This window comes from Bacillus sp. B15-48 (assembly GCF_016879755.1).
Taxonomy (GTDB): Bacteria; Bacillota; Bacilli; order Bacillales; family Cytobacillaceae; genus Mesobacillus_B.
The window spans coordinates 24,905-44,581 of record NZ_WOFU01000005.1; the positions used below are offsets into that span (position 1 = coordinate 24,905).

Here is a 19,677-nt window from a genome sequence, read left to right on the forward strand (position 1 = left end):
AATCTAATAAAACTAAAAAAATATTTCTAGGAGGATTTTAAAATGACTGAACTTATTAAAAAACAATATTCTTTAACAAGACAAAGTGTAGCTAAAACGTTAAACGGGGTTTCAGCTGAGACTTCTGCGATTATACCAGAAGGTTTTAATAATAATATTCAATGGCAAGTCGGTCATATATTGGTTGTAACGGATCTATTTTTGTTCAAAGATCAAGGTAATTTGCCAACGAATTATTCAGAGTTATTTGGACCTGGGTCGAAACCAGCGAACTGGACAAGCGATGTTCCTTCCGTTGAAACATTGCTTGAACAATTAAACGAACAACTAACAAGGATCAATGACATCCCTGCTGAAGTATTTTCGCAAAGATTACCTGAACCATTTATAGGCAATGAGACAGTTGGAGAATTAGCTGCCTTTGGTGCCTTTCATGAAGCGTTACATTTAGGACAAATTCAATCAATAAAGCGATTAGTTGAATCTACTCAAGGCAAATAATCATTTAAAGATAGTCCTTGTAAACATATTCTTAGCCGATTAAATGACGGTCGAAATTCGCCGTGTCAAACCAGTTAAACCGTGAACAAAAAAAACTATTTATTTTTAAAAGGAACGTGATTCATCAACACGTTCCTTTTCTTACACTTCCCCATTCGGTTAGTCGTATTAGTCTAATCATCAATAATTGTCTCTCCATATTCTTCATTCCGCCACTCTTAGTTAATTCTACATCATTTAATCATTCCTGAACCATATAGGCACTTTCATTTCGCTTATCCTCTAATTATGGTAAAATTTGTTTATTCGTAATTTTCTGTAAAATATAACCCTTTTGCCTTATGGAGAAAATGGAGTTACCATTATTTAAACTAAAAGAGGGATAAACATGAACACATCAAAACCACCTTTGTGGACTAAAAATTTTATTCTCATTTCACTTACCTGTTATTTTCTTGTTTTTATTCACTTTTTGACCGTTTCTACTGTTGCCATCTATTCAATTGAAGAATTCAATGCTTCTGAAAGCATAGCTGGACTTGCATCTAGTATATTTTTTTTTGGTTTAATTATTGCTCGTCTCTTAGCTGGAAAATATTTAAATGTAATCGGACGGAAAAAAATCACTTATATAGGCTTATCTCTCACCTTTCTTTTATCGATTTTATACATCCCTGTCACTCAGCTTGAACTATTTATTTTTTTGCGATTTTTAAATGGTTTTTTAATAGGATTTGCATTGACGACACTGCAAACAGCGGTTATTGACATCATTCCGATGGAACGCCAAGGGGAAGGCTTGAGCTATTTTTCCATCAATTATATTCTTGGGACTGCAACTGGACCATTCATTGGCATATTAATTGTTCAACATGGGCATATGTACGGGATTTTTATTTTATCTGCGATCGTCGCAATCATTAGTTTGATTTTAGCCTTTTTCACGAAAATTCCTGAAGTCAAGGTTACAAAAGAACAGCTAGATATGATGAAGGGGTTTCAATTAAAGAATTTCATTGAGGGAAAAGCACTCCCGATTGCAATTCTTATGGGGTGTATCGCTTTCTCTTATTCTAGTGTGACAACCTTTCTGTCTACATACTCAGTCGAAATTCAATTAATGTCTGCTGCAAGTGCGTTTTTTATCGTCTTTTCGGTATTCAACCTCATTTCCAGACCGATAAATGGGAAGCTGTTTGATACGAAAGGGGCAAATATTGTTATGTACCCTTCCATCGTGTTATTTGCTTTAGGTTTCTTCATTATCGGTCTCGCCCAGTCTGGATTTGTTTTACTATTAGGGGCGGCGATAATGGGGGTAGGCTATGGGAATTTACATACTTCTTCCTTAGCGATTGCTATAAAACGTACCCCTCGCTATCGTGCTGGACTCGCCAACTCGACTTTTTTTATTATCGTTGAATGTGGAGTCGGAATTGGACCTTTTATCCTTGGCTATCTTATTTCCACTCTCGGCTACCGTTCTATGTTTTTAGCAATCGCTGGTTTTGTCATGTGTTGTCTGTTTTTATATTATCTTGTCCACGGTAACAAAAAAGAAAGTGAACAAGGAATTTCTGAGGACGCAAGAGCTAGCTCCGTGTCGAGGTAGTTATATCTTGTTTCACACACGGTTGTTCTACAACGAGGCTGGACAGACAAAAAGATAGAGGTATCCCCCTATCTTTTTGTTACGTAACAAACATACCTGTCGCTTCCGATTCGTCTGTTCCTAGGGGTGGCAGTAAAAAATTTAAAAATCAATCATTCGGCCATTCCCGCTAATATTTGATGCAATCGGTTTTAAAAGCGTACTCTTGCGGATTTCTTCAAATAAATGCGGTTGTAGGTTTAATAGTTCCCTAACTTCAGTGAAACTAGAAAACCCATTCCTCTTTGTCCGTTCGTCGGTAAATCTTTTAGCCATGCTCAAATCAATTCCTGGGAGTGCTAATAAATCTTCAATTGATGCGGTGTTCAGCTCCACTTTTTGAATAGGGATAGGATTAGAGGCAGGCTTTTGCCCTATAGTAGCCATATCGGGAAGCGGAGGAGGTGTTGGCGGCGCCGATTGTTGTTTAAATTCATCAATATCAGATAAAAACAGCCATTGGTCCATCCCAAGTTTCCAACCGTAAGTCACCTCTTGTTTCACCTGTCCACTACTGATCATTTCTTTAATCATTTCCACCGAATACGGACCGTATTGCTTCCCTTCAATCGCCAGCAACCATTCCACATCACTTTGTTGCGGTGTTGGTACGGGCGGAGTATTCTTAAACCAGCTAATTATATAATGTTGAATGTTCTTTAAAAGATCAACTAATTGTTCTTGATTCATTCGGCTTCCTGAAATATTGACAATGACATTGGCACTTATATCCACTTCATATTTCTGATGGGGAAGAATATTTGCATGAGCGAACTCATCCCAAGAAATTGCCCCTTGTCTTCTCGTTGTTGTCCAGTCATTATTCGAATATACACCTTTCGTACCTAAAGCAAGTCCATATTTACAAGAGCCGAATACCGTACAATCCAACACAGCGATGATTTCCTCTCCTACTGGAATCGGAAATTCGGTCATCACTCTGTTCAACTTTTTCTTAGGGATGGCGCCTCCGACATACCAAGACTCATTCATGTACTTGTCACAAACTGTTAATAAACCATCGATAAAACTCACCAATCGTCACCTCTGGACATTTAATGTTACAACAATAGAATGATCCTCCAGCACTTCCTCCTGCTCAATCAGCAAACCTTTTTCTTCTACTTTCTCAAGCAAATGTTGATAAACTTGATTTTGAACATATCGTTTATAATCATCATCGACCACTGAAAGATGGCGAAAAATACTTTGCATATTTTCGGGTGATGAGAGTTCTACAGAAACGAGACCATCTGGAACCTCCTGTATGAAGGTCAAACTCGCGTCTGCCAAGTCACAGCGAATTTTTCCATTTTCAAGCTCCGTTAGCTCGATCCCATTATCTTGGAGCACTTGTTTTAATAACTCCATGTTACGAAAATTGGTCGGCAAGATTTGAGTTAATGGTTTATGAGTTTCCACTACTTGCTCAGAATCTACTTCTGCAAAGATGTTCCGTCCTGAACGTTCATTGATTTTTTCCATAAAATCATTGATTTGATTGGTCGTATCATAGGTAGAAAAAATCGCGTGCCATGCCCCGTCTCTCAACTCCCAGAAGAAAAATTGTTTCTCGCCGTGAAGATGAGTTTTAATCATTCCACCCCATTTTTCAGCATCATAGCCACATTGCTTGACCGTTACAATTAAATCCCGCTCACTTGTAAAATTCGTTTTCTTCGGTACTTCATTGGATTGGACAAACTCATCTAATTTATCCTTTCCCATCACAACTCTTAGCGCGAGCGCGACAGGAATCAATGCCAAGGAAACAGACATTGAAACCCCCTCCTTATCGCTTATTTTTCAGCTCATTCCGCTCTGTTTGTTTGATTCGAACTTGCTCGGTTTCATAAAATTCCTCTGTATAGTTCGACTCCACCGTTTTCGCGTTGAGTAGCTCCTCAATCAGCTGAATATAGTTCGTACATTTTTCACCTTTTATCCCTTTTGTTTCGGCAACAATTCGCCCATCAGGGAAAATTCGTATTTGTATTTTTTCTTCCAATTTGCTCCCTCCTAGAAATCAATCGTTCTTCCGCCACGGTTAAAACGAACATCATCATCTGGAACATTTCCACTCGGAGCAACGGAAATCGGCTCACTTTTATATTCTTCGAGGTCATCCTTCGGTGTCGCACTGACGGCACGGACATTTGCCCAGTCACGAATCGCTCGGATTTGTTCGGCTTGGGTTATGGACAACGGAACCGTAGTCACAATTGCTCGTTCAAAATCTTGAAGCTTAATCGAACGTTCTTCTGCATATGCCTCAAAAAGCGCATCAATGACAAGCTGTTCAATTTCAGCCCCAACAAAACCTTCACATTGGACTGCTAAGCTGTCTAACACTTCATCATTGAGTTGAAAATCACCAATGACTTCTGGGTTTTTTAACCGTTTTTCAATATGAATTTTTAAAATTTGCTTCCGTTCGCGCTGTGTCGGCAAGTCGGCGAAGAAGATTTCATCAAAACGACCTTTCCTCATTAGTTCAGGAGGCAGACCTGAAATATTGTTGGCGGTCGCAATCACAAAAACTGGACTCGTTTTCTCCTGCATCCATGTTAAAAATTGTCCAAAAACCCTTGAAGAGGTCCCACTATCTCCGCCACTATTAATGCCGCTAAAGCCTTTTTCGATCTCATCGATCCAAAGAATCGACGGAGCAATCGCTTCAGCTGTTTTAACCGCTTTACGCATATTCTCCTCACTGCTACCGACAATCCCACTAAAAATTTTCCCGATATCTAATCGTAAAAGTGGAAGCTGCCACATTGAACTAATCGATTTACTGATCAAACTTTTCCCCGACCCTGGAACTCCAGTAATTAGAACACCTTTTGGGGCGGGAAGGCCATATTTTTTCGCAGAGTCTAACCAAGACTTATTTCGTTTTGACAACCATCGTTTAAGGTTTTCTAAACCGCCGACATCTTCCATCTTTAAATCACTCGTAATAAATTCGAGGATGCCTGTCTTTTTAATTATTTGCTCTTTTTCCTCTAAGATGATTTCGACATCTTTGATTGACATGCGTCCATCTTCAACCATCGCACGAGCAAAGGCATTTTCCGCTTCCGAAAGAGTTAAACCTTGAGCCGCTACTGCTAAACGTTCCTTCTCCTCATTAGTTAAAGAAATCTGAATTCTGCCTCCTTGCTGATTCACCTGAATCATCTCATCTAAAACCGTCATAATTTCCTCAAACGTTGGCAGATCAAAATCAACGATCGTGATATCTTTCTGTAACTCATCTGGTAATTGTAAAAATGGCGACGTAAAGATGACATTGATTGGATTAGGGCTCCGTTTAATATGTAAAAGCATATCTCTTAATTTTCGAATCACTTGATAATTAGCAGCTTTCCCTTGGCCGCCAAAATACACATGAAAATCTTGCAATACAACAATACATGGTTGATCGTATTTTTCAATAAACTCCAATGCTTTTAAAGGTTCCTTACTACTTCCTTTCGCTTGACCATGACTATCGAGAAGACCAGTTGTCACTCTCCAAGTGAACACTTCTCTTGCTGTCTTAATCAGTTCTACGTCATTGGCAACCGAACGAATGAAGGAGAGAACTCGATCCTCCTCCCACGTTTGGATGTATAAATAAGGAAAGCGAGCTCTTAATAAATTGGCTAAATACGTTTTTGTTTGCTTGGCCATAAACATTTTCCCGCCTTTATTCTATATTATTATTAATAATCAATAAGCCTCCCTGATCGTGAAGGCTGAGTAGCTGGCTTTTCGAATTTCGAGATTTCAACGTGGTGTTTGATTCTCTCCGCATGATGCTCCTTAAGGCCGATGATTTGTACAAATTCGTCAAATGATTGAAATCCCCCAATCTGTTGACGCACCGAGACGATCCTTTTTGCTAATATAAGTCCAACCACTGGAATTTTTGCGATCTCCGCTTCCGACGCTATGTTGAGGTCCAGTTTTTCCGCAGCTTGAGTCGGTTTTGTCACTGTATGAAGATTAGGCTTTTCCATTCTAGTTGTATCTCGTTTCATCAGTGGTGGCGGTGGTGGAGAACTTTGTTTCTCTGCCAGCTGTGAAGTTGGTTTTGTTTTCGTCTCTGGTTTTCGTATTTTTTCTGACTTTGAATGCGGATCGGTATTTTTTAATGGAACTTGTTGCTTCCGCGGCAAGTTCCCTTCCTCTCCTCGCGAAAATCTGTTTCTTGCTTCATTACGAATATTTGAGATATGTTCACGTTTCATTTCATTATAAACATCCAATTGAATTAAAAAGATTGGGCGAATTTTAAACGCATGAACGATAGCAAAGATCCATGATCCTAAAGCAATATACATCCCTATATCCCCAGATCTGGAAAAACCCCAAATAAAAGCTCCTAAATAGAGCAGGCTATAAATAGCCCATCTTTTGTTTTTCACTCTAGATGCAACATATAGAAATGAGATAAAGCTAGTGATTCCAAAAGGCATGAATACGAAAAGCATCCACCAACTTTGAAGCCATTCCCAGCGTTTCCCCCGGTTTGTGTATGTCTTGACCACCTTTTTCTCCTCCAGTCCCTTTTTCCTTACGATTTACGTCTTCCGCTCTATGAAGCCTAATTGATGAAGCATCTGCAAATCGAGGGGTTCAGCCATTCCATTTGCCGTAATCGTCCCATTCGGATGGATACGAACTTCAAGTTTATTATTGATTGTCAATAACTCCTCTTTAAGATGCTTATAAACATCAGTTAAAAACCGATATTGTTGATTTTTAGATCCAATCCATGGCCGGCTGAGGTCATGCTGACTTTGAAGATACGGGCCGTCGATTAATAAATCCGTCTGCATTAAAAGCTCATTCCAAACCTGGTTGTTGGCTTTCTTCAATTTTTCGTACTCATAGCCTGTAAAAGTCACAATCGATAACCCTAATTCCCTTATTCGTTTCGCAAGCAGACTGAGAGGCTGCGCTTGGCTAAAAGGTTCTCCTCCTAAAAACGTAATCCCCTCGAGCTCAGGAGTTTCGGCTAACACTTTCTTAATCTCTCGAAAAATGTCATCCGTTTCCATTGGTGTACCACCATTAAAAGACCAGGTATTTGGATTAAAACACCCTTCGCAATGGATCGGACACCCTTGCACCCAAATACAATAGCGCAACCCTGGCCCTTCCACTCTCGTTGCCTTCACAATTCTCGAAATTTGGATCGTGGGCATAACCTCACCTCTTTCCATGTCGTATCCAATAATATCTATATTTTAACAACTTGTATAGTGCCTGTCACTTGTCGAAAAATCTTGTTTAGAAGGAAAGTTAACTTTGGGAAATGTAATGTTGGGGCAGAAATGGATGCTAATTAATTGGGGTACTAATCTAAATGATTTTTTTTACTAATTTTAATCCGAGTACTGGTATTAAAAATAACACTAGTACTCGTCATAAGAGGGTTAACAGGGGGATATAATCTTAGTACTTGGATTAAATTGGGGCTTTAACTGGTTTAATGCTACTACTAAGATTATATATATTCCTAGTTGTAGGATTAAAAACTCGGTTACCAGCATTATCTTTCAAAAAACTCATTATTTGCCGAGTACTAGTAATAAAAAGCGGCTTTACCGCGTGCCCTCGGATTAAAAGCCGAACGACCACACCGAAACTCAGTTTAGGTAAATTCCGCTTCGATGCGGCTGAGGAAGTCTTCGGCAGCACTGTACCCTTGCTGTCTCAGGAACCAGTTGTTCGCAGCTGCTTCGATTAAACCGGCGACGTCACGGCCTGGTTGAAGTTGAATTTCCATTGAAGGAATTTTGATCCCCATATAATCGGTAAAAGATGGTTCTTGTTCCAAATCATTGTACAGTGCATCCTTCTCCCACTTCGTTAGCTTAATTTCAAGAGCAATCCGGGTTTCGTTTTGAAAGGCTTTTTGTCCATAGGAACGAACGACATTTAATAACCCAATACTGCGGAGTGCCAAAAACTCTTTTGTTTTCTCATCATGTGTACCTAAAAGGGTTTGCGCACTAAGTTTTTTCAACACCACAACATCATCCGCAACTAACCGGTGGCCCCGACCGATTAACGTGTGAGCGGTTTCACTTTTACCAACTCCTGAGTCGCCACGAATCAAAATGCCAATTCCAAACACATTCATGCAAACGCCGTGGACGGCCAATTCGGGTGCTAATTCTTTAACCATATACGCATCGAGTTTAATGATATAATCCGTCGTTGTGACAGGTTCTTTCGTCACAAGAAGTGGGATGTTCTCGTCGATACAATGTTGGGTCAAATAGGTCAATCCGTCTTCGCCAGCCGTGACAATGAAACATGGCGGATGATATTGAACAATATTTCCAATTCGCAATTTGCGTTCCTCATGACTTAACTTATGTAAATAAGTGATTTCCTTACTACCTAAAATTTGAATCCGTTCGGTAGGAAAGAAGTCAAAATGCCCGACAAACTCTAATCCTGGTCGATGCACTCGCGGTTGTTTAATTTCATTCTGCAGTTGATCCTCTCCTACTAATACTTTTAATGAGAATTTTCGAACTAATTGTTCTATCGTTAATACTTTCAATTTTTTATCCACCGTTTCTTAATCTTTTTAATAGGAATTATACTAGAAATATTGAAATATCTCATCTATTACAGGCAGAAATTAATCAACAATCATATAAAAAATAGTCCCTGTATAATACAGAGACCATCATCTAATTTCATATGTGGTTTTTTCATTCTATTAATCCTTCTCTTTTCCCTTGTTATTTCCTTTTCCTTTTTTCTTTTCCTTTTTTTCTTTCTCTTTCTTTTTTCCACCCGAATTCTTTTCGGCATTCTCCTGTTTTTTCTGTACTTCTTTTTTAGAGATTGGCGCTGGAGGCACCATATCCCGTTCGACTCCTTTGATATATAGTTCATTTTGGATTTTTTCTACCGATTCGGGCTGTTCAAAACGGCCGCTACCACCGGCATAGGCTTGCATCATTGTTTTAAAAATCGTGTGGGAGATTCTCGTATCCTCCGGTGTCAAATAATTTCCATTCCCATTTCGAGCATACCCAGTCCAAACAGCCATCGTGTAATTGGTCGTATAACCGGCAAACCAGCTGTCACTCGTTGCATTATGAGGATAGCCAAATTGGTTAATCACCTTTTCATCGAAATTAGTCGTTCCAGTTTTCCCTACCAAATCGACACCAGGGATCGCAGCTAATCTTCCTGTACCGTTTGGTGCATTAATAACTCCCCGTAGCATATCGGTCACCATATAGGCTGTATAATCCTGCATGACACGCTTCGATTCAGTTTGAAAGTCCACCACTTTTCCATCAGGAAATTCCACTTTCGCGACAAAGCGAGGCTTCGTATAAATCCCTTCATGGGCAAAGGCACCGAATGCACCTGCTAATTCTAGTGGAGAAACGACATTGCTTCCGATTGAGTACGATTCGTACACTTCTCCATTCGGATAGGTAATACCAAGTGCTTCGGAGAATGTTTTTGCCTTCTCCAATCCAACGCTCTCCAACGTTTTTAAAGCGGGAATATTCCTCGATTCGATTAATGCTTCACGAATGGACATCATACCTCGATAATTCGTATAAGCATTGCGAATCGGATCCCCTGTTGAATACTGATAAGGTGCATCCTCGACCTGGTGATACGTGGACCATTTCAAATATTCAATCGCAGGACCATAATCAAAAATCGGCTTAAACGTTGAGCCTGGTTGACGTTTCAAACTTGTGGCAAGATTATGCCCACGAAATGTCGTTTTATGCTCATTTCTTCCACTTCCAATCGCCCTTACTTCTCCAGTTTTCGAGTCCATGAAGACAAAGGCAGTCTGAAAGTGTTCATTCGGATAAGTAACATGGTTACCTTCCAAAATTGAATCAGCAAGTTGCTGGGCTTCGGGATCAAGCGTTAAATAAATCTTCAATCCATCTTTCGTGATGTCGACGTCCGTTAGTTTCGTTTCTACTTCCTTTACAGCTGCGTCTAAAAATGCTTCATATGGCATGCCGGTTCTCTGCTTTCCTTCAATCATCCCTTCTGTCACTGCGACCTGTTTAGCCGCTTCCATGTCGCTGTTGGAAATATAACCGTGCCTATTCATTAAAGTGAGGACTGTATTCCGGCGATCTGTGGCGGCCTTAAGATTTTCTTGTTTTGTCGGGTCATAATTATTCGGACTTTGCGTTAATCCTGCCATCATTGCTGCTTGAGTCAGCGTTAATTGATCAAGTTCATTCACATCAAGTCCATAATAATTTTCAGCGGCAGCGGCCACACCGTACGAACGGTTGCCAAGATTGATTTTATTCACATACATTGCCAATATTTCTTCTTTGCTGTACTGTTGTTCCAATTTATAGGCGAGATACCACTCTTGTACCTTCCGCTTAATCGTTTTTTCTGGAGTTAAAAACGAATTTTTAATCACTTGTTGAGTAATTGTACTTCCACCTTGGCTCCCAAATTCACTTGTCACGTTCACAAACACCGCTTTGGCCGTTCTTAATAAATCTACGCCCTTATGCTCATAAAAACGATTATCCTCGGTTGCAAGGATTGCTTCCTCCAACTGTTTCGGAATTTGGCCATACGAAATTTTCGTCCGATGTTCCGTTCCATACTCATGGATGAAATTACCATCTTTGTCATAAAACTTCGATGACAGCGGATCGGCTAGTTTCGCTTGATCTAACTCAGGAGCATCTTTGATGAAAGCATAAACGGTGATGCCCATGACCGATAAGCAAATAAAGCTAAAGATCAGAAATCCAATCAATAGCTTTTTCCAAGGACTCGGGGCTTTTTTTATTCGTCTCGTTTGCCTGTTTGCTTTTTCGGCAGACTTCCGTTCTTCCCGTGTTCGATATGTTTCAGTCATGATGATGTATTCCTACCTTTACTTTTTTCCATTTAGCATAATATACGGATCAGTTCTGCTTTTTTTGACGGTGCTTCGTACTCGGTCGAAAAAACTTTTTACACAAAGGTAGGGGCACTCATCGGACAATCATTTTATTATTTTCCTTCCATCGTCACTGTTTAGCTTATATTCCCAATAAAATTGTTTTCGAACAAAGTAGCCACGGTGGGAAACTTTCATATTTAATACGTGGATTCCTTCTTGTTCCCAAGCTTTATAGAGTTGCCTTAGCTTGTTCTCTCCTTGAACAAAGGCGATGCCGCAGTCTCCACCTCCTGTACCTGATGATTTTCCGCTGCCATATTCATTAGCAATCTCGCATAATCTTGTTAACTTTTCTGTTTCTATTGGAATTTTTGCGACTTCATCAAGTTTCTTTAAAGCTTCTCGATTATCCGCAATACTCTTTATTGCTCCGCCACAATCATTCTTTGAAAAACTTTGTATTAAATGAGCAACTGCTTCATAACTCTCCTGTAAAAATGCTTGATACAATTCCGGTTTGTTGTCACGAATTTTTCGGATTTTTTCAACCATTGGACCTCTCGTAGCTGCTTCACCAGTCCAACCAATTCCCCATTTCAAATCTGGCGCAGGCTTAAGCGAAGTAATCATCAAATTAGGCCATGGAGTTTCCAGTAGCTCGGTTATTTTTCCACCTTTCTTCAGCTCGTTTTCCAACCAATCGGAGTGATAAGCAGAATAATAGACCCAGCCACCGTAAGTCGAGGCCGCTATATCTGCACCAGAACCGTTTTTTTGCACTGTTAAATGAGATAGAACTGAAAGCTTAAAGATCTCCTCTCGAGACAAATGTATTTTATAGAAAGCAAGAATCGCCGATACTACACCAACAACAAGAGCAGCACTTGACCCTAGCCCATATTTCTGACCCGAAGCATCTTCTAATTGACTCTTAATTTTTAAATGAAAGAAATCTTGTGGAAAGTTCTTTTCCTGAAGAAATTGATTGACGACAGAAATCGTTTGCTTGATAAAGGCAAGCCTTGAATCAGTAAGATTAAAAACAACCTCCTTTCCAGAACTGCTCCAATTCAGATAATCAAGACCTAAATCAGGCAGTGACAGTCGATTCTCATTGCTTAGTTCAATATCGATAATGATAAAACGGTCAATCGCCATAACGACAGCGTGTTGGTTTGGTTCAAGAATGGCATATTCACCAGCAATCAGCGCATTTCCAGGAACTCTTATTCTCCATTTCGTATGCGACATGTTTGCCCCCTCCTTCTCAATTGTTTTACGAATCTATTTTTAAAAGCCTATGGCTTACCTTAGAGGAAATTTATTATTCACATAAATTATATGATAATGATTCTCATTATTAATTGATTTAAATCAATTTTTTCATTTTTTAAACGAAAAATGCCCAACTTTTGAAAAGTTGAGCTGTTTATCGATGATTTCTTCATTTTATGCTGTCTTCACCTTCACTTGCGCGTTTGTTATATTTTCACAAAAAGTTCTGCATTTTGTCGTTACTTGTTCTTCAAATTCTTTATCTACCTTCAAGCCGTTTGTAATGATTTCACAGCCCCGGTTCTTTAATGTTTCCTCCAACACATCTACCGCTCTTGCAAAATAATCATAGCTAGAGTCACCTGCTCCAAACACAGCTCCTATTTTTCCGGTTAAATCTGTATCTTGTAATTCCTCATAGAAACCGAGCATTTCATCTGGTAATTCGCCATCTCCCCATGTATAGCTTCCGATTAAAATTCGGTCATAAGCGATTAGCTCATCGGCATAGGCATCTATTCCATCCTTTACCTCTACACAATCACCTAATCTCGTTAATTCAGCAGCAATCAATTCAGCCATTTGTTCGGTGTTCCCAGTCATGCTGCAATAAACAATTATGGTATTCATCGTTTTCACTCCTCCACCATCGATCGTTATACTGAAAATAATAGCTAATTATCGATTGAATGAAATTGATTTACATCAATTTTTATTCCAAAAATAAAAAACGCACAGTTTATGAAAACCGCGCATTTTTTACTGGGAAATATATACATTTTTTTATAATACAAATGCCTAGACAACTTACAATTTAAACCATTGCCTTTTTTAATATCCTTCCAGTATTAAATATCTTTTGCATACTGTTCACTAGGAAGTTGGTTCAACATTACATAGAGACTGACATTCTCTGTGCCATTATTCAAAAAAGCGAGTTCTTCATCGCCATGAAATAAAAGGACGTCTCCTTTTTCAACAGCAACATCGTTTGAATCAACTTGAAAATTACCTTGTTTTTATAATCGTAATCTTTCGAATAAATCCGTAAGAGATACCGTAAAAAATGACCCCAACAGCTAACAATTGGTAAAAGAATGTCATCTGTGGTTCTGTAAATTGATTGATAAAAAACTCAATGATCCATCCTTGGGCAATCCCATGCAACAGAATAAGGAAAAGGACCCCTACAGTGATGCCGCCACCTGCTAATCCAGTCTGATAAAATAGTAAACCGAGGATAAACATAATAGAAAGCAAGAAAAACATTATCGCTGTGTCAATCGCCACGCTCGAAAACCATGCATTCTCCATTAATGGGGATAGGTAAAGAAACTTAAAACTAGAAATTCCGGCAGCATTTGTAAAGGCCAATGTCAACGACTGGAGCGTGCTGCTGATAACTGATTTTACAAAAGCTAAACCGAAGAAAAATAATCCGAGAGCAATATATAAATTTTTCCTCGTAGCTCCCATTTTGATTGAGAACGGAATTGCTTCTTTCACCGTCAAAAACCCAAGAATCGCACAATACACATAAATTGGGAAATCGAGTGATAAAAAGTACACCCCATTCTCGACACCGAGTAGAAAATTAGCAATACCTAAAGACAAGACGAGTATGATTAATAAAATGCTCCAAAAAATCATCAATGAATAACGAATATCCGTTAAAAAGAAATAGATTAACCCCTTTATCTGCCTACCCATCACTTAAACCCCTTTCTTTCGCTCAGTTAAATGAATCATTAATTCTTGGATTGGTACACCTTCGACCGTAAGTCCACTCTTTCTCGCTTCCTCTACACTTCCATAAACATAAGCAGTCATCATCCCTGCTAATTGTTTTTTCTCTAACACTTCTTTCCCTTGAATGAACTTCTCTACTTCCTCAATTTTTCCTGATACCGAACACGTATTATGCCTTAAAACATCTGCCTCTTCTTTTACCACTAAAGAACCTTCACTTAAAATTAGAACTTCCTCAAACAACAAACTAATCTCGTCAATAAGATGTGTGGAGAATAGAATTGTACGTTTTTCTGTTTGATACTCTTCAAGAAGAATCTCATAGAATTTTTTACGCGAAGGTGCATCTAGACCGATATAGGGCTCGTCAAATATCGTGATTGGTGCTTTACTTGCTAAACCAACAATGATCCCAAGTGCTGATTCCATCCCTTTAGAAAGCGCCTTTACCCTTGTATTCAATTTAAGTTTGTATTCTTTGATTAAACAATCCGCCAACTCTTGATCCCATTTCGGATAAAAATAGGAATAAATCTTCAACACATTCTTTACTTTTAAATCTTTTTTAAAATTTTCTCCTTCCTTAATCAAACAAATCGATTCGGTTAATCGTTGATTATCAAATGGATTCTCACCATCGATTAAAATTTCTCCTTCATCCGCTAAAATTTGTCCAGACAAGATATTCATGAACGTTGTTTTCCCTGCCCCGTTTCTGCCAAGCAACCCGTAGATTTTCGGTTCATCCAACGTAAAAGAAATGTTCCTTAAAGCTTCATGATCCTTATAGCGTTTGGATAGATTCTTCACTTCAATCTTCATGCGAATCCTCCCTTTTCATCATTTCGATTAGCTCCTCCGTACTAATTCGGAGTTTTCCCGCTTCCCTTTTTAATGGCTGGACATATGTTTCATAAAATGATTCTTGCCTGCTTTCAATCAAAATGTCCCATGCCTCTTCAGTGACAAACATTCCAACACCCCTTCGTTTGTAAAGAATCCCCTTTGCAACAAGTTCATTAATTCCTTTCCCAGCTGTAGCCGGATTGATTTTATAAAAGGCAGCAAATTCATTGGTGGATGGTACTCTGTCTCCTGGATTGAATTCCCCATTGATGATGGAATCCTCAATTTGTTCTTTAATTTGAAGGAAGATCGGCTTATTATCATCTAAGGAATTTTTCATGGTAGGCTCCTTCGTTTATTTGTTAATTGGTTAATTACTTATGCAACTAACTATATAACCGAAGACCTCCTTTGTCAATAATATTCTGAAAAGTTAAAATAACACACAAATGAAACCGAGCGTTTTCACTTTTTCAGCATAAAAAACCGCACGGTGAATTTCTCACTCATGCGGCTCTTTATCCTGAAGTATTGACCAATATAGGAAGACTTATTTGCTTGTAACTATATATAAAGTGAGCTGTTTCTAAACAAAATTCTGAATGTAATCAAACAGAAATAAAACCAAAAAATTGAAATCGTGATGGCAGCTAAAATATCAGAAGGAAAATGTGCACCTATAATAACTCTGCTTAGGGCGACAATTCCCATCATGATAATAAAAAGGGTCGAGAACGTATTCATCGCTATCGAATTTCGAAGTAAACGAGCACATAAAAAAAACAGAAATGAAAACAAAAGAACACTTCTCATCGTATGACCGCTTGGGAAACTATAAGAAGCGATTTCAAGCGATTGGCCAAATACTTCAATAACAGTCATTTCCCCAGGTCTAGCTCGTTGAAACAGTATTTTCAAAATAAAATTAAGCGCAATTCCTCCAAATGATACTGTAAATAAAAGAATCGCAAATCCCCACATTTTTTTGTATAACAAATATCCGCCAATAACAACAGTCAAAAGTAAGATCGTTTCCCCTGATCCAATCTTTGTAACTACCTCCATTACTGAATCATGAAATGAAGAGGATCTCTCTATAAAAAAAGAAATTATGACTTCATCCATCCGGGTGAGTTGATTTCGTAATGATAAAATTGAAATGATGATAAACAAGATTAAGCAACTAACTGCAATAAAAGCATGTTTTCTCTGTTGTTGTAACATATGGAATCTCTCTTTCTAATCCGATGAGATATGCATTATATCATCGTTTTTTTGTGGTCAAAGAAGGTAGCTATAAGACAAAAAATCGAGGACAGGATCTAAATAGTAATTATTACGATTTGAATTATATCTTGTTTTTTATAGTTTGTAAATAGAGAGTAGACATAGACACACGTAACATGGCTCTATACAAATAATATAAAAACCATTTATCTTTATTTTATTAATATAATAAAAGCATTTTGAAGTTACTTGACAAAACAGAACAATTTCCTGTAGTCTTTTATTTGTTGTTAACTGAATACCTCGTTAGGTGAGGCTCCTGTGCTGGAGATACGCTGCTGCCCAAAAACGTCCAAAGACGCCAATGGGTCAACAGAAACCATCGACATAAGGTGGTTTTTAATGTAGCTGGATTTTTCCTATGCCGCACAGTGCTAAAGCTCTACGAATGGAGGAATCTAGACGCTTATTTGCTGTGTCTTTACTTTGACATATTTTTGTTAGAGGAGGACTCTGCTTAACTTTGCTATGCAAAAGACATCTTCATTCGTGGAAGATGTCTTTTTTATTTCCTTTAGAAAACGAGGTAAATTCTAACATTTGGTATCTGGAGGTGGTTGAATTGGATAGCAGTTCGGAACCTGAGTCATTTTATTTGTATTCCCTAAACACAAAACAGATCGGCATGACGTCCAGTTCATGCCTAAAAAGAGGATATCAACTTGTTATGAAACAGATGAAATCCTCTTATTAAGGAGGAATAATTATGGTTCGATTAGATGAACAAAATCGGGAGCAATATGAACAGCTCATTTTAGAAACACTCCGATCAGAAGCACGTGAACAATTTCGCGAAACCTTCCTAGAACTACACCCAACTGATCAAGTTGAGATTTTTGTGAAACTGGAGAGCAGCACTCGAAGACGCGTGTACGAGTACTTAACTCCAGAAGACTTTTCACATATTTTCGAAGGCTTAGAAATCAATCAGCAAAAACGAATTTACCAAGAACTTGATGAAAGCTATTCTTCAAAAATGTTTAACAATATGTTTTCAGATGATATTGCTCACTTTTTGGCTGATATGACAGGTGAAAAAGTAGAAGATATCTTACAGAAAATGAGCAAAGAAGAAGCTGAAGATGTCAAAGAAATAATGGCTTACGCACCTGAGACCGCTGGTGCCATTATGACAAAAGAATATGTCAGTATTTCATCAACAGATATCGTTTCAAATGTTATTGAAAAATTAAGGAATGATGCCCCAGACGCTGAAACGATTTACTATTTATATGTAGTGGATGAGCCTGGAAGATTGGTTGGTGTTACTTCACTCAGAGACCTCATTACCGCTCAACCAACTGAAGTAATTGAAAAGATTATGAGTACAAGAGTTGTATCTGTAACTGATGACATGGATCAAGAAGACGTAGCAATACTAATTAAAAAGTATGATTTCTTAGCTGTACCTGTTGTTTCCAAGCAAAATCACCTCGTTGGGATCGTTACATTTGATGATGTCATTGATATTCTCGAAGAAGAGGCTACGGAAGATTTAGGTGAGATTTCAGCTACTAAAGGAGCAACGGATGTCAATGTAAGCTCATTTACTGCAGCTCGGAAACGTTCACCATGGATCATTATGCTCATGTTTTTTGGTCTTATTACAGCTGGGGTCATTGGTCAATTTGAAGAAACGTTAGAAGAAATCGTGTTATTAGCGATTTTCATCCCACTCATTATGGACTCCGCAGGTAATACCGGTACACAATCATTGGCAGTTGCTGTTCGGGGTCTAGCGCTTGGAACAATTAAAAAAGGCACGATTGGAAAAATGGTCAAACGAGAATTAGGTACAGGTGTAATCCTCGGATTAATCTGTATGTTTGTCCTCAGTATTACAATCACAATTATGTACCAACATTGGATGTTAGCGTTAATTGTCGGTTTTTCGATTTTTTGCACACTAAGTGTTGCTACAGTGATTGGCTCAACGGTTCCACTTGTCATTAATAAATTAAAGTTAGATCCTGCCATTGCATCAGGACCGTTCATTACAACCGTAAATGACATTCTTGGTTTATTGATCTATTTCTCGATTGCAACAGCATTGCTTGATTTCTTGTAAAATTTAAATGTTACGGAGACTAGGGATATGTGGCTGTCCAAAACGGTCTCGAGAAAACCAAGAGTTAAGAGAAACTACCGACGAATATAATTTTTAATTTTACTGAACATTTCCCATGTGATAAGTGCTAAAACTCATTCAAATTAAGATGTATAAGCATATTCTTTGAAAGACACCCTCATTGTTTTGGGTGTCTTTCTCTTTTCAGTATATATTTATGCATATTTTAATAGGAAGAAATTATTTCTGTATATTTCTAATTTATTGGAATTTTGTTAGTATGGTATCTAAGCTGAAAAATTGGAAATTTCCCACTTGGATAGATTCAAAAAAAACCTAAGAGGAAAGGAAACACAAGATGAAAATGTTAACCGAATTTCTATCACGGCGGTTGCCGCTATTAATTTTAATCGTTTCAATCATTACCTATTTCTCCCCTTATTATTTACAAACACCTGCTTGGATTCCGAGCTTTCTATTAGGGGTCGTCATTTTTTTCACAGGGCTTTCAATGAATGTGGCGGCGATTAGAGGAATCAAATCGAAAAGAAAAGAACTTTTCATTGCTACATTCTTAAAATGGACGCTTACTGTTTTTGTTTCTATTTTCATCGCTTATGTGTTTTTTTCATCCTATCCAGAAATCGCTGCAGGGATCATTTTATCTGGAACGGTGCCAAGCGCTACAGCGGCAACTCTTTATACCTTTTTAGCTGGAGGCAATACTTCGCTTGTCATCGCAGCTTCGCTCATTGATGTGGCAATCAGTCCAATAATTACACCGTTGTCCATGTTAGGACTATCAACTACAACCATTTCCATCTCATTTTTCGATTTACTTAAATCATTTATACTCATTGTCATTCTTCCATTAAGTGCTGGCATCTTAATTCAAAGAGTGTTTCCACAATCAGCGGACTATTCGAAATCAGCAACAAAATTCGGCTCATCACTCGCGCTTTTACTGACTGTGCACATCATCGTCGCAAGCGGCAAAGAGGCCATTCAACAAGAATTATTCTTATTGCCGTTTATTACAATCGCTGTGTTTATTCAAGTTGTTTTTCCAATGATTGCCGCCTACTTCATTGCCAAAAAATTATCTATTGGAGAAGCAGACGCACGGGCCACATTATTTCAAGTAGGGTTATGCAACACTGCCTTAGCAGCGATCCTTGCCTTTGAATTTATCGGGGAGTTTGCCGCAATAGCGCCAATTATTAATATGATCATCAATCTCTCAACTGGTTCGTATATCGCAAACTTTTTCGCCAAAAAGAACCGAGAGTTGGCAAGCTGGTCGCATCAAAACGCAAATATTCGTTAGTTCAGTAGTGGACATAAGTAGACTTTTATTTTACAACAATTAAAAGTAAAAAGGGTACGGAT

At 38.4% G+C, this 19,677-nt stretch carries 18 protein-coding genes and 1 riboswitch; of the genes, 4 read left to right on the plus strand and 14 right to left on the minus strand.

Annotated elements, in window-relative coordinates:
* The first annotated feature begins 42 nt into the window (after positions 1–42).
* Complete coding sequence (locus GNT69_RS16310; RefSeq protein WP_203556047.1) at positions 43–501, plus strand: DinB family protein; 459 nt, start codon at positions 43–45, stop codon at positions 499–501.
* A 388-nt stretch (positions 502–889) separates the two neighbouring features.
* Entirely contained in the window at positions 890–2,113 is a 1,224-nt protein-coding gene (locus tag GNT69_RS16315; protein ID WP_203556048.1) for an MFS transporter, read from the plus strand.
* A 141-nt stretch (positions 2,114–2,254) separates the two neighbouring features.
* On the opposite strand, the gene GNT69_RS26055 is transcribed toward GNT69_RS16315, so the two are convergent.
* The 14 genes from GNT69_RS26055 to GNT69_RS16385 all read right to left on the minus strand — a co-directional run bounded on the left by GNT69_RS26055 (position 2,255) and on the right by GNT69_RS16385 (position 16,157).
* A complete protein-coding gene (locus tag GNT69_RS26055) occupies positions 2,255–3,187 on the minus strand; it encodes a GYF domain-containing protein (protein WP_203556049.1) in 933 nt (310 codons plus the stop codon).
* A gap of 6 nt (positions 3,188–3,193) precedes the next feature.
* Complete coding sequence (locus tag GNT69_RS16325; RefSeq protein WP_203556050.1) at positions 3,194–3,931, minus strand: hypothetical protein; 738 nt, start codon at positions 3,929–3,931, stop codon at positions 3,194–3,196.
* Between the two features lie 13 nt (positions 3,932–3,944).
* Positions 3,945–4,160 (minus strand): DUF2997 domain-containing protein, encoded by a 216-nt coding sequence (locus tag GNT69_RS16330; RefSeq protein ID WP_203556051.1) that lies wholly within the window; start codon positions 4,158–4,160, stop codon positions 3,945–3,947.
* 11 nt (positions 4,161–4,171) lie between these two features.
* Positions 4,172–5,827, minus strand: coding sequence for an AAA family ATPase (locus tag GNT69_RS16335; protein ID WP_203556052.1), 1,656 nt, complete (start codon positions 5,825–5,827; stop codon positions 4,172–4,174).
* A 32-nt stretch (positions 5,828–5,859) separates the two neighbouring features.
* A complete protein-coding gene (locus GNT69_RS26060) occupies positions 5,860–6,687 on the minus strand; it encodes a helix-hairpin-helix domain-containing protein (protein ID WP_203556053.1) in 828 nt (275 codons plus the stop codon).
* A gap of 33 nt (positions 6,688–6,720) precedes the next feature.
* Positions 6,721–7,347: an anaerobic ribonucleoside-triphosphate reductase activating protein gene (gene nrdG / locus GNT69_RS16345; RefSeq protein WP_239094292.1), complete on the minus strand. Its 627-nt coding sequence runs from the start codon at positions 7,345–7,347 to the stop codon at positions 6,721–6,723.
* A 449-nt stretch (positions 7,348–7,796) separates the two neighbouring features.
* Complete coding sequence (hprK, locus tag GNT69_RS16350; protein ID WP_203556055.1) at positions 7,797–8,717, minus strand: HPr(Ser) kinase/phosphatase; 921 nt, start codon at positions 8,715–8,717, stop codon at positions 7,797–7,799.
* A gap of 162 nt (positions 8,718–8,879) precedes the next feature.
* Positions 8,880–11,036, minus strand: a complete 2,157-nt coding sequence (locus GNT69_RS16355) for a transglycosylase domain-containing protein (RefSeq protein WP_203556056.1) — start codon at positions 11,034–11,036, stop codon at positions 8,880–8,882.
* 129 nt (positions 11,037–11,165) lie between these two features.
* Positions 11,166–12,314 (minus strand): phosphomevalonate kinase, encoded by a 1,149-nt coding sequence (locus GNT69_RS16360; RefSeq protein WP_203556057.1) that lies wholly within the window; start codon positions 12,312–12,314, stop codon positions 11,166–11,168.
* A gap of 198 nt (positions 12,315–12,512) precedes the next feature.
* Positions 12,513–12,968, minus strand: coding sequence for a flavodoxin (locus tag GNT69_RS16365; protein ID WP_203556058.1), 456 nt, complete (start codon positions 12,966–12,968; stop codon positions 12,513–12,515).
* A gap of 378 nt (positions 12,969–13,346) precedes the next feature.
* Entirely contained in the window at positions 13,347–14,048 is a 702-nt protein-coding gene (locus tag GNT69_RS16370) for a hypothetical protein (protein ID WP_203556059.1), read from the minus strand.
* Positions 14,049–14,051: 3 nt separating this feature from the next.
* Entirely contained in the window at positions 14,052–14,909 is an 858-nt protein-coding gene (locus GNT69_RS16375; protein WP_203556060.1) for an ABC transporter ATP-binding protein, read from the minus strand.
* Positions 14,899–15,273, minus strand: a complete 375-nt coding sequence (locus GNT69_RS16380; protein WP_203556061.1) for a GntR family transcriptional regulator — start codon at positions 15,271–15,273, stop codon at positions 14,899–14,901. Before GNT69_RS16380 ends, GNT69_RS16375 begins: the two co-directional genes overlap by 11 nt.
* A gap of 224 nt (positions 15,274–15,497) precedes the next feature.
* Complete coding sequence (locus tag GNT69_RS16385; protein ID WP_203556062.1) at positions 15,498–16,157, minus strand: phosphatase PAP2 family protein; 660 nt, start codon at positions 16,155–16,157, stop codon at positions 15,498–15,500.
* A 298-nt stretch (positions 16,158–16,455) separates the two neighbouring features.
* Positions 16,456–16,621: riboswitch (M-box (ykoK) riboswitch) on the plus strand.
* A gap of 305 nt (positions 16,622–16,926) precedes the next feature.
* Here GNT69_RS16385 and mgtE point away from each other — a divergent pair.
* Both mgtE and GNT69_RS16395 read left to right on the plus strand, forming a co-directional pair.
* Positions 16,927–18,288: a magnesium transporter gene (gene mgtE / locus GNT69_RS16390; protein ID WP_203556063.1), complete on the plus strand. Its 1,362-nt coding sequence runs from the start codon at positions 16,927–16,929 to the stop codon at positions 18,286–18,288.
* Between the two features lie 358 nt (positions 18,289–18,646).
* Complete coding sequence (locus GNT69_RS16395) at positions 18,647–19,615, plus strand: bile acid:sodium symporter family protein (RefSeq protein ID WP_203556064.1); 969 nt, start codon at positions 18,647–18,649, stop codon at positions 19,613–19,615.
* Positions 19,616–19,677 lie beyond the last annotated feature (62 nt).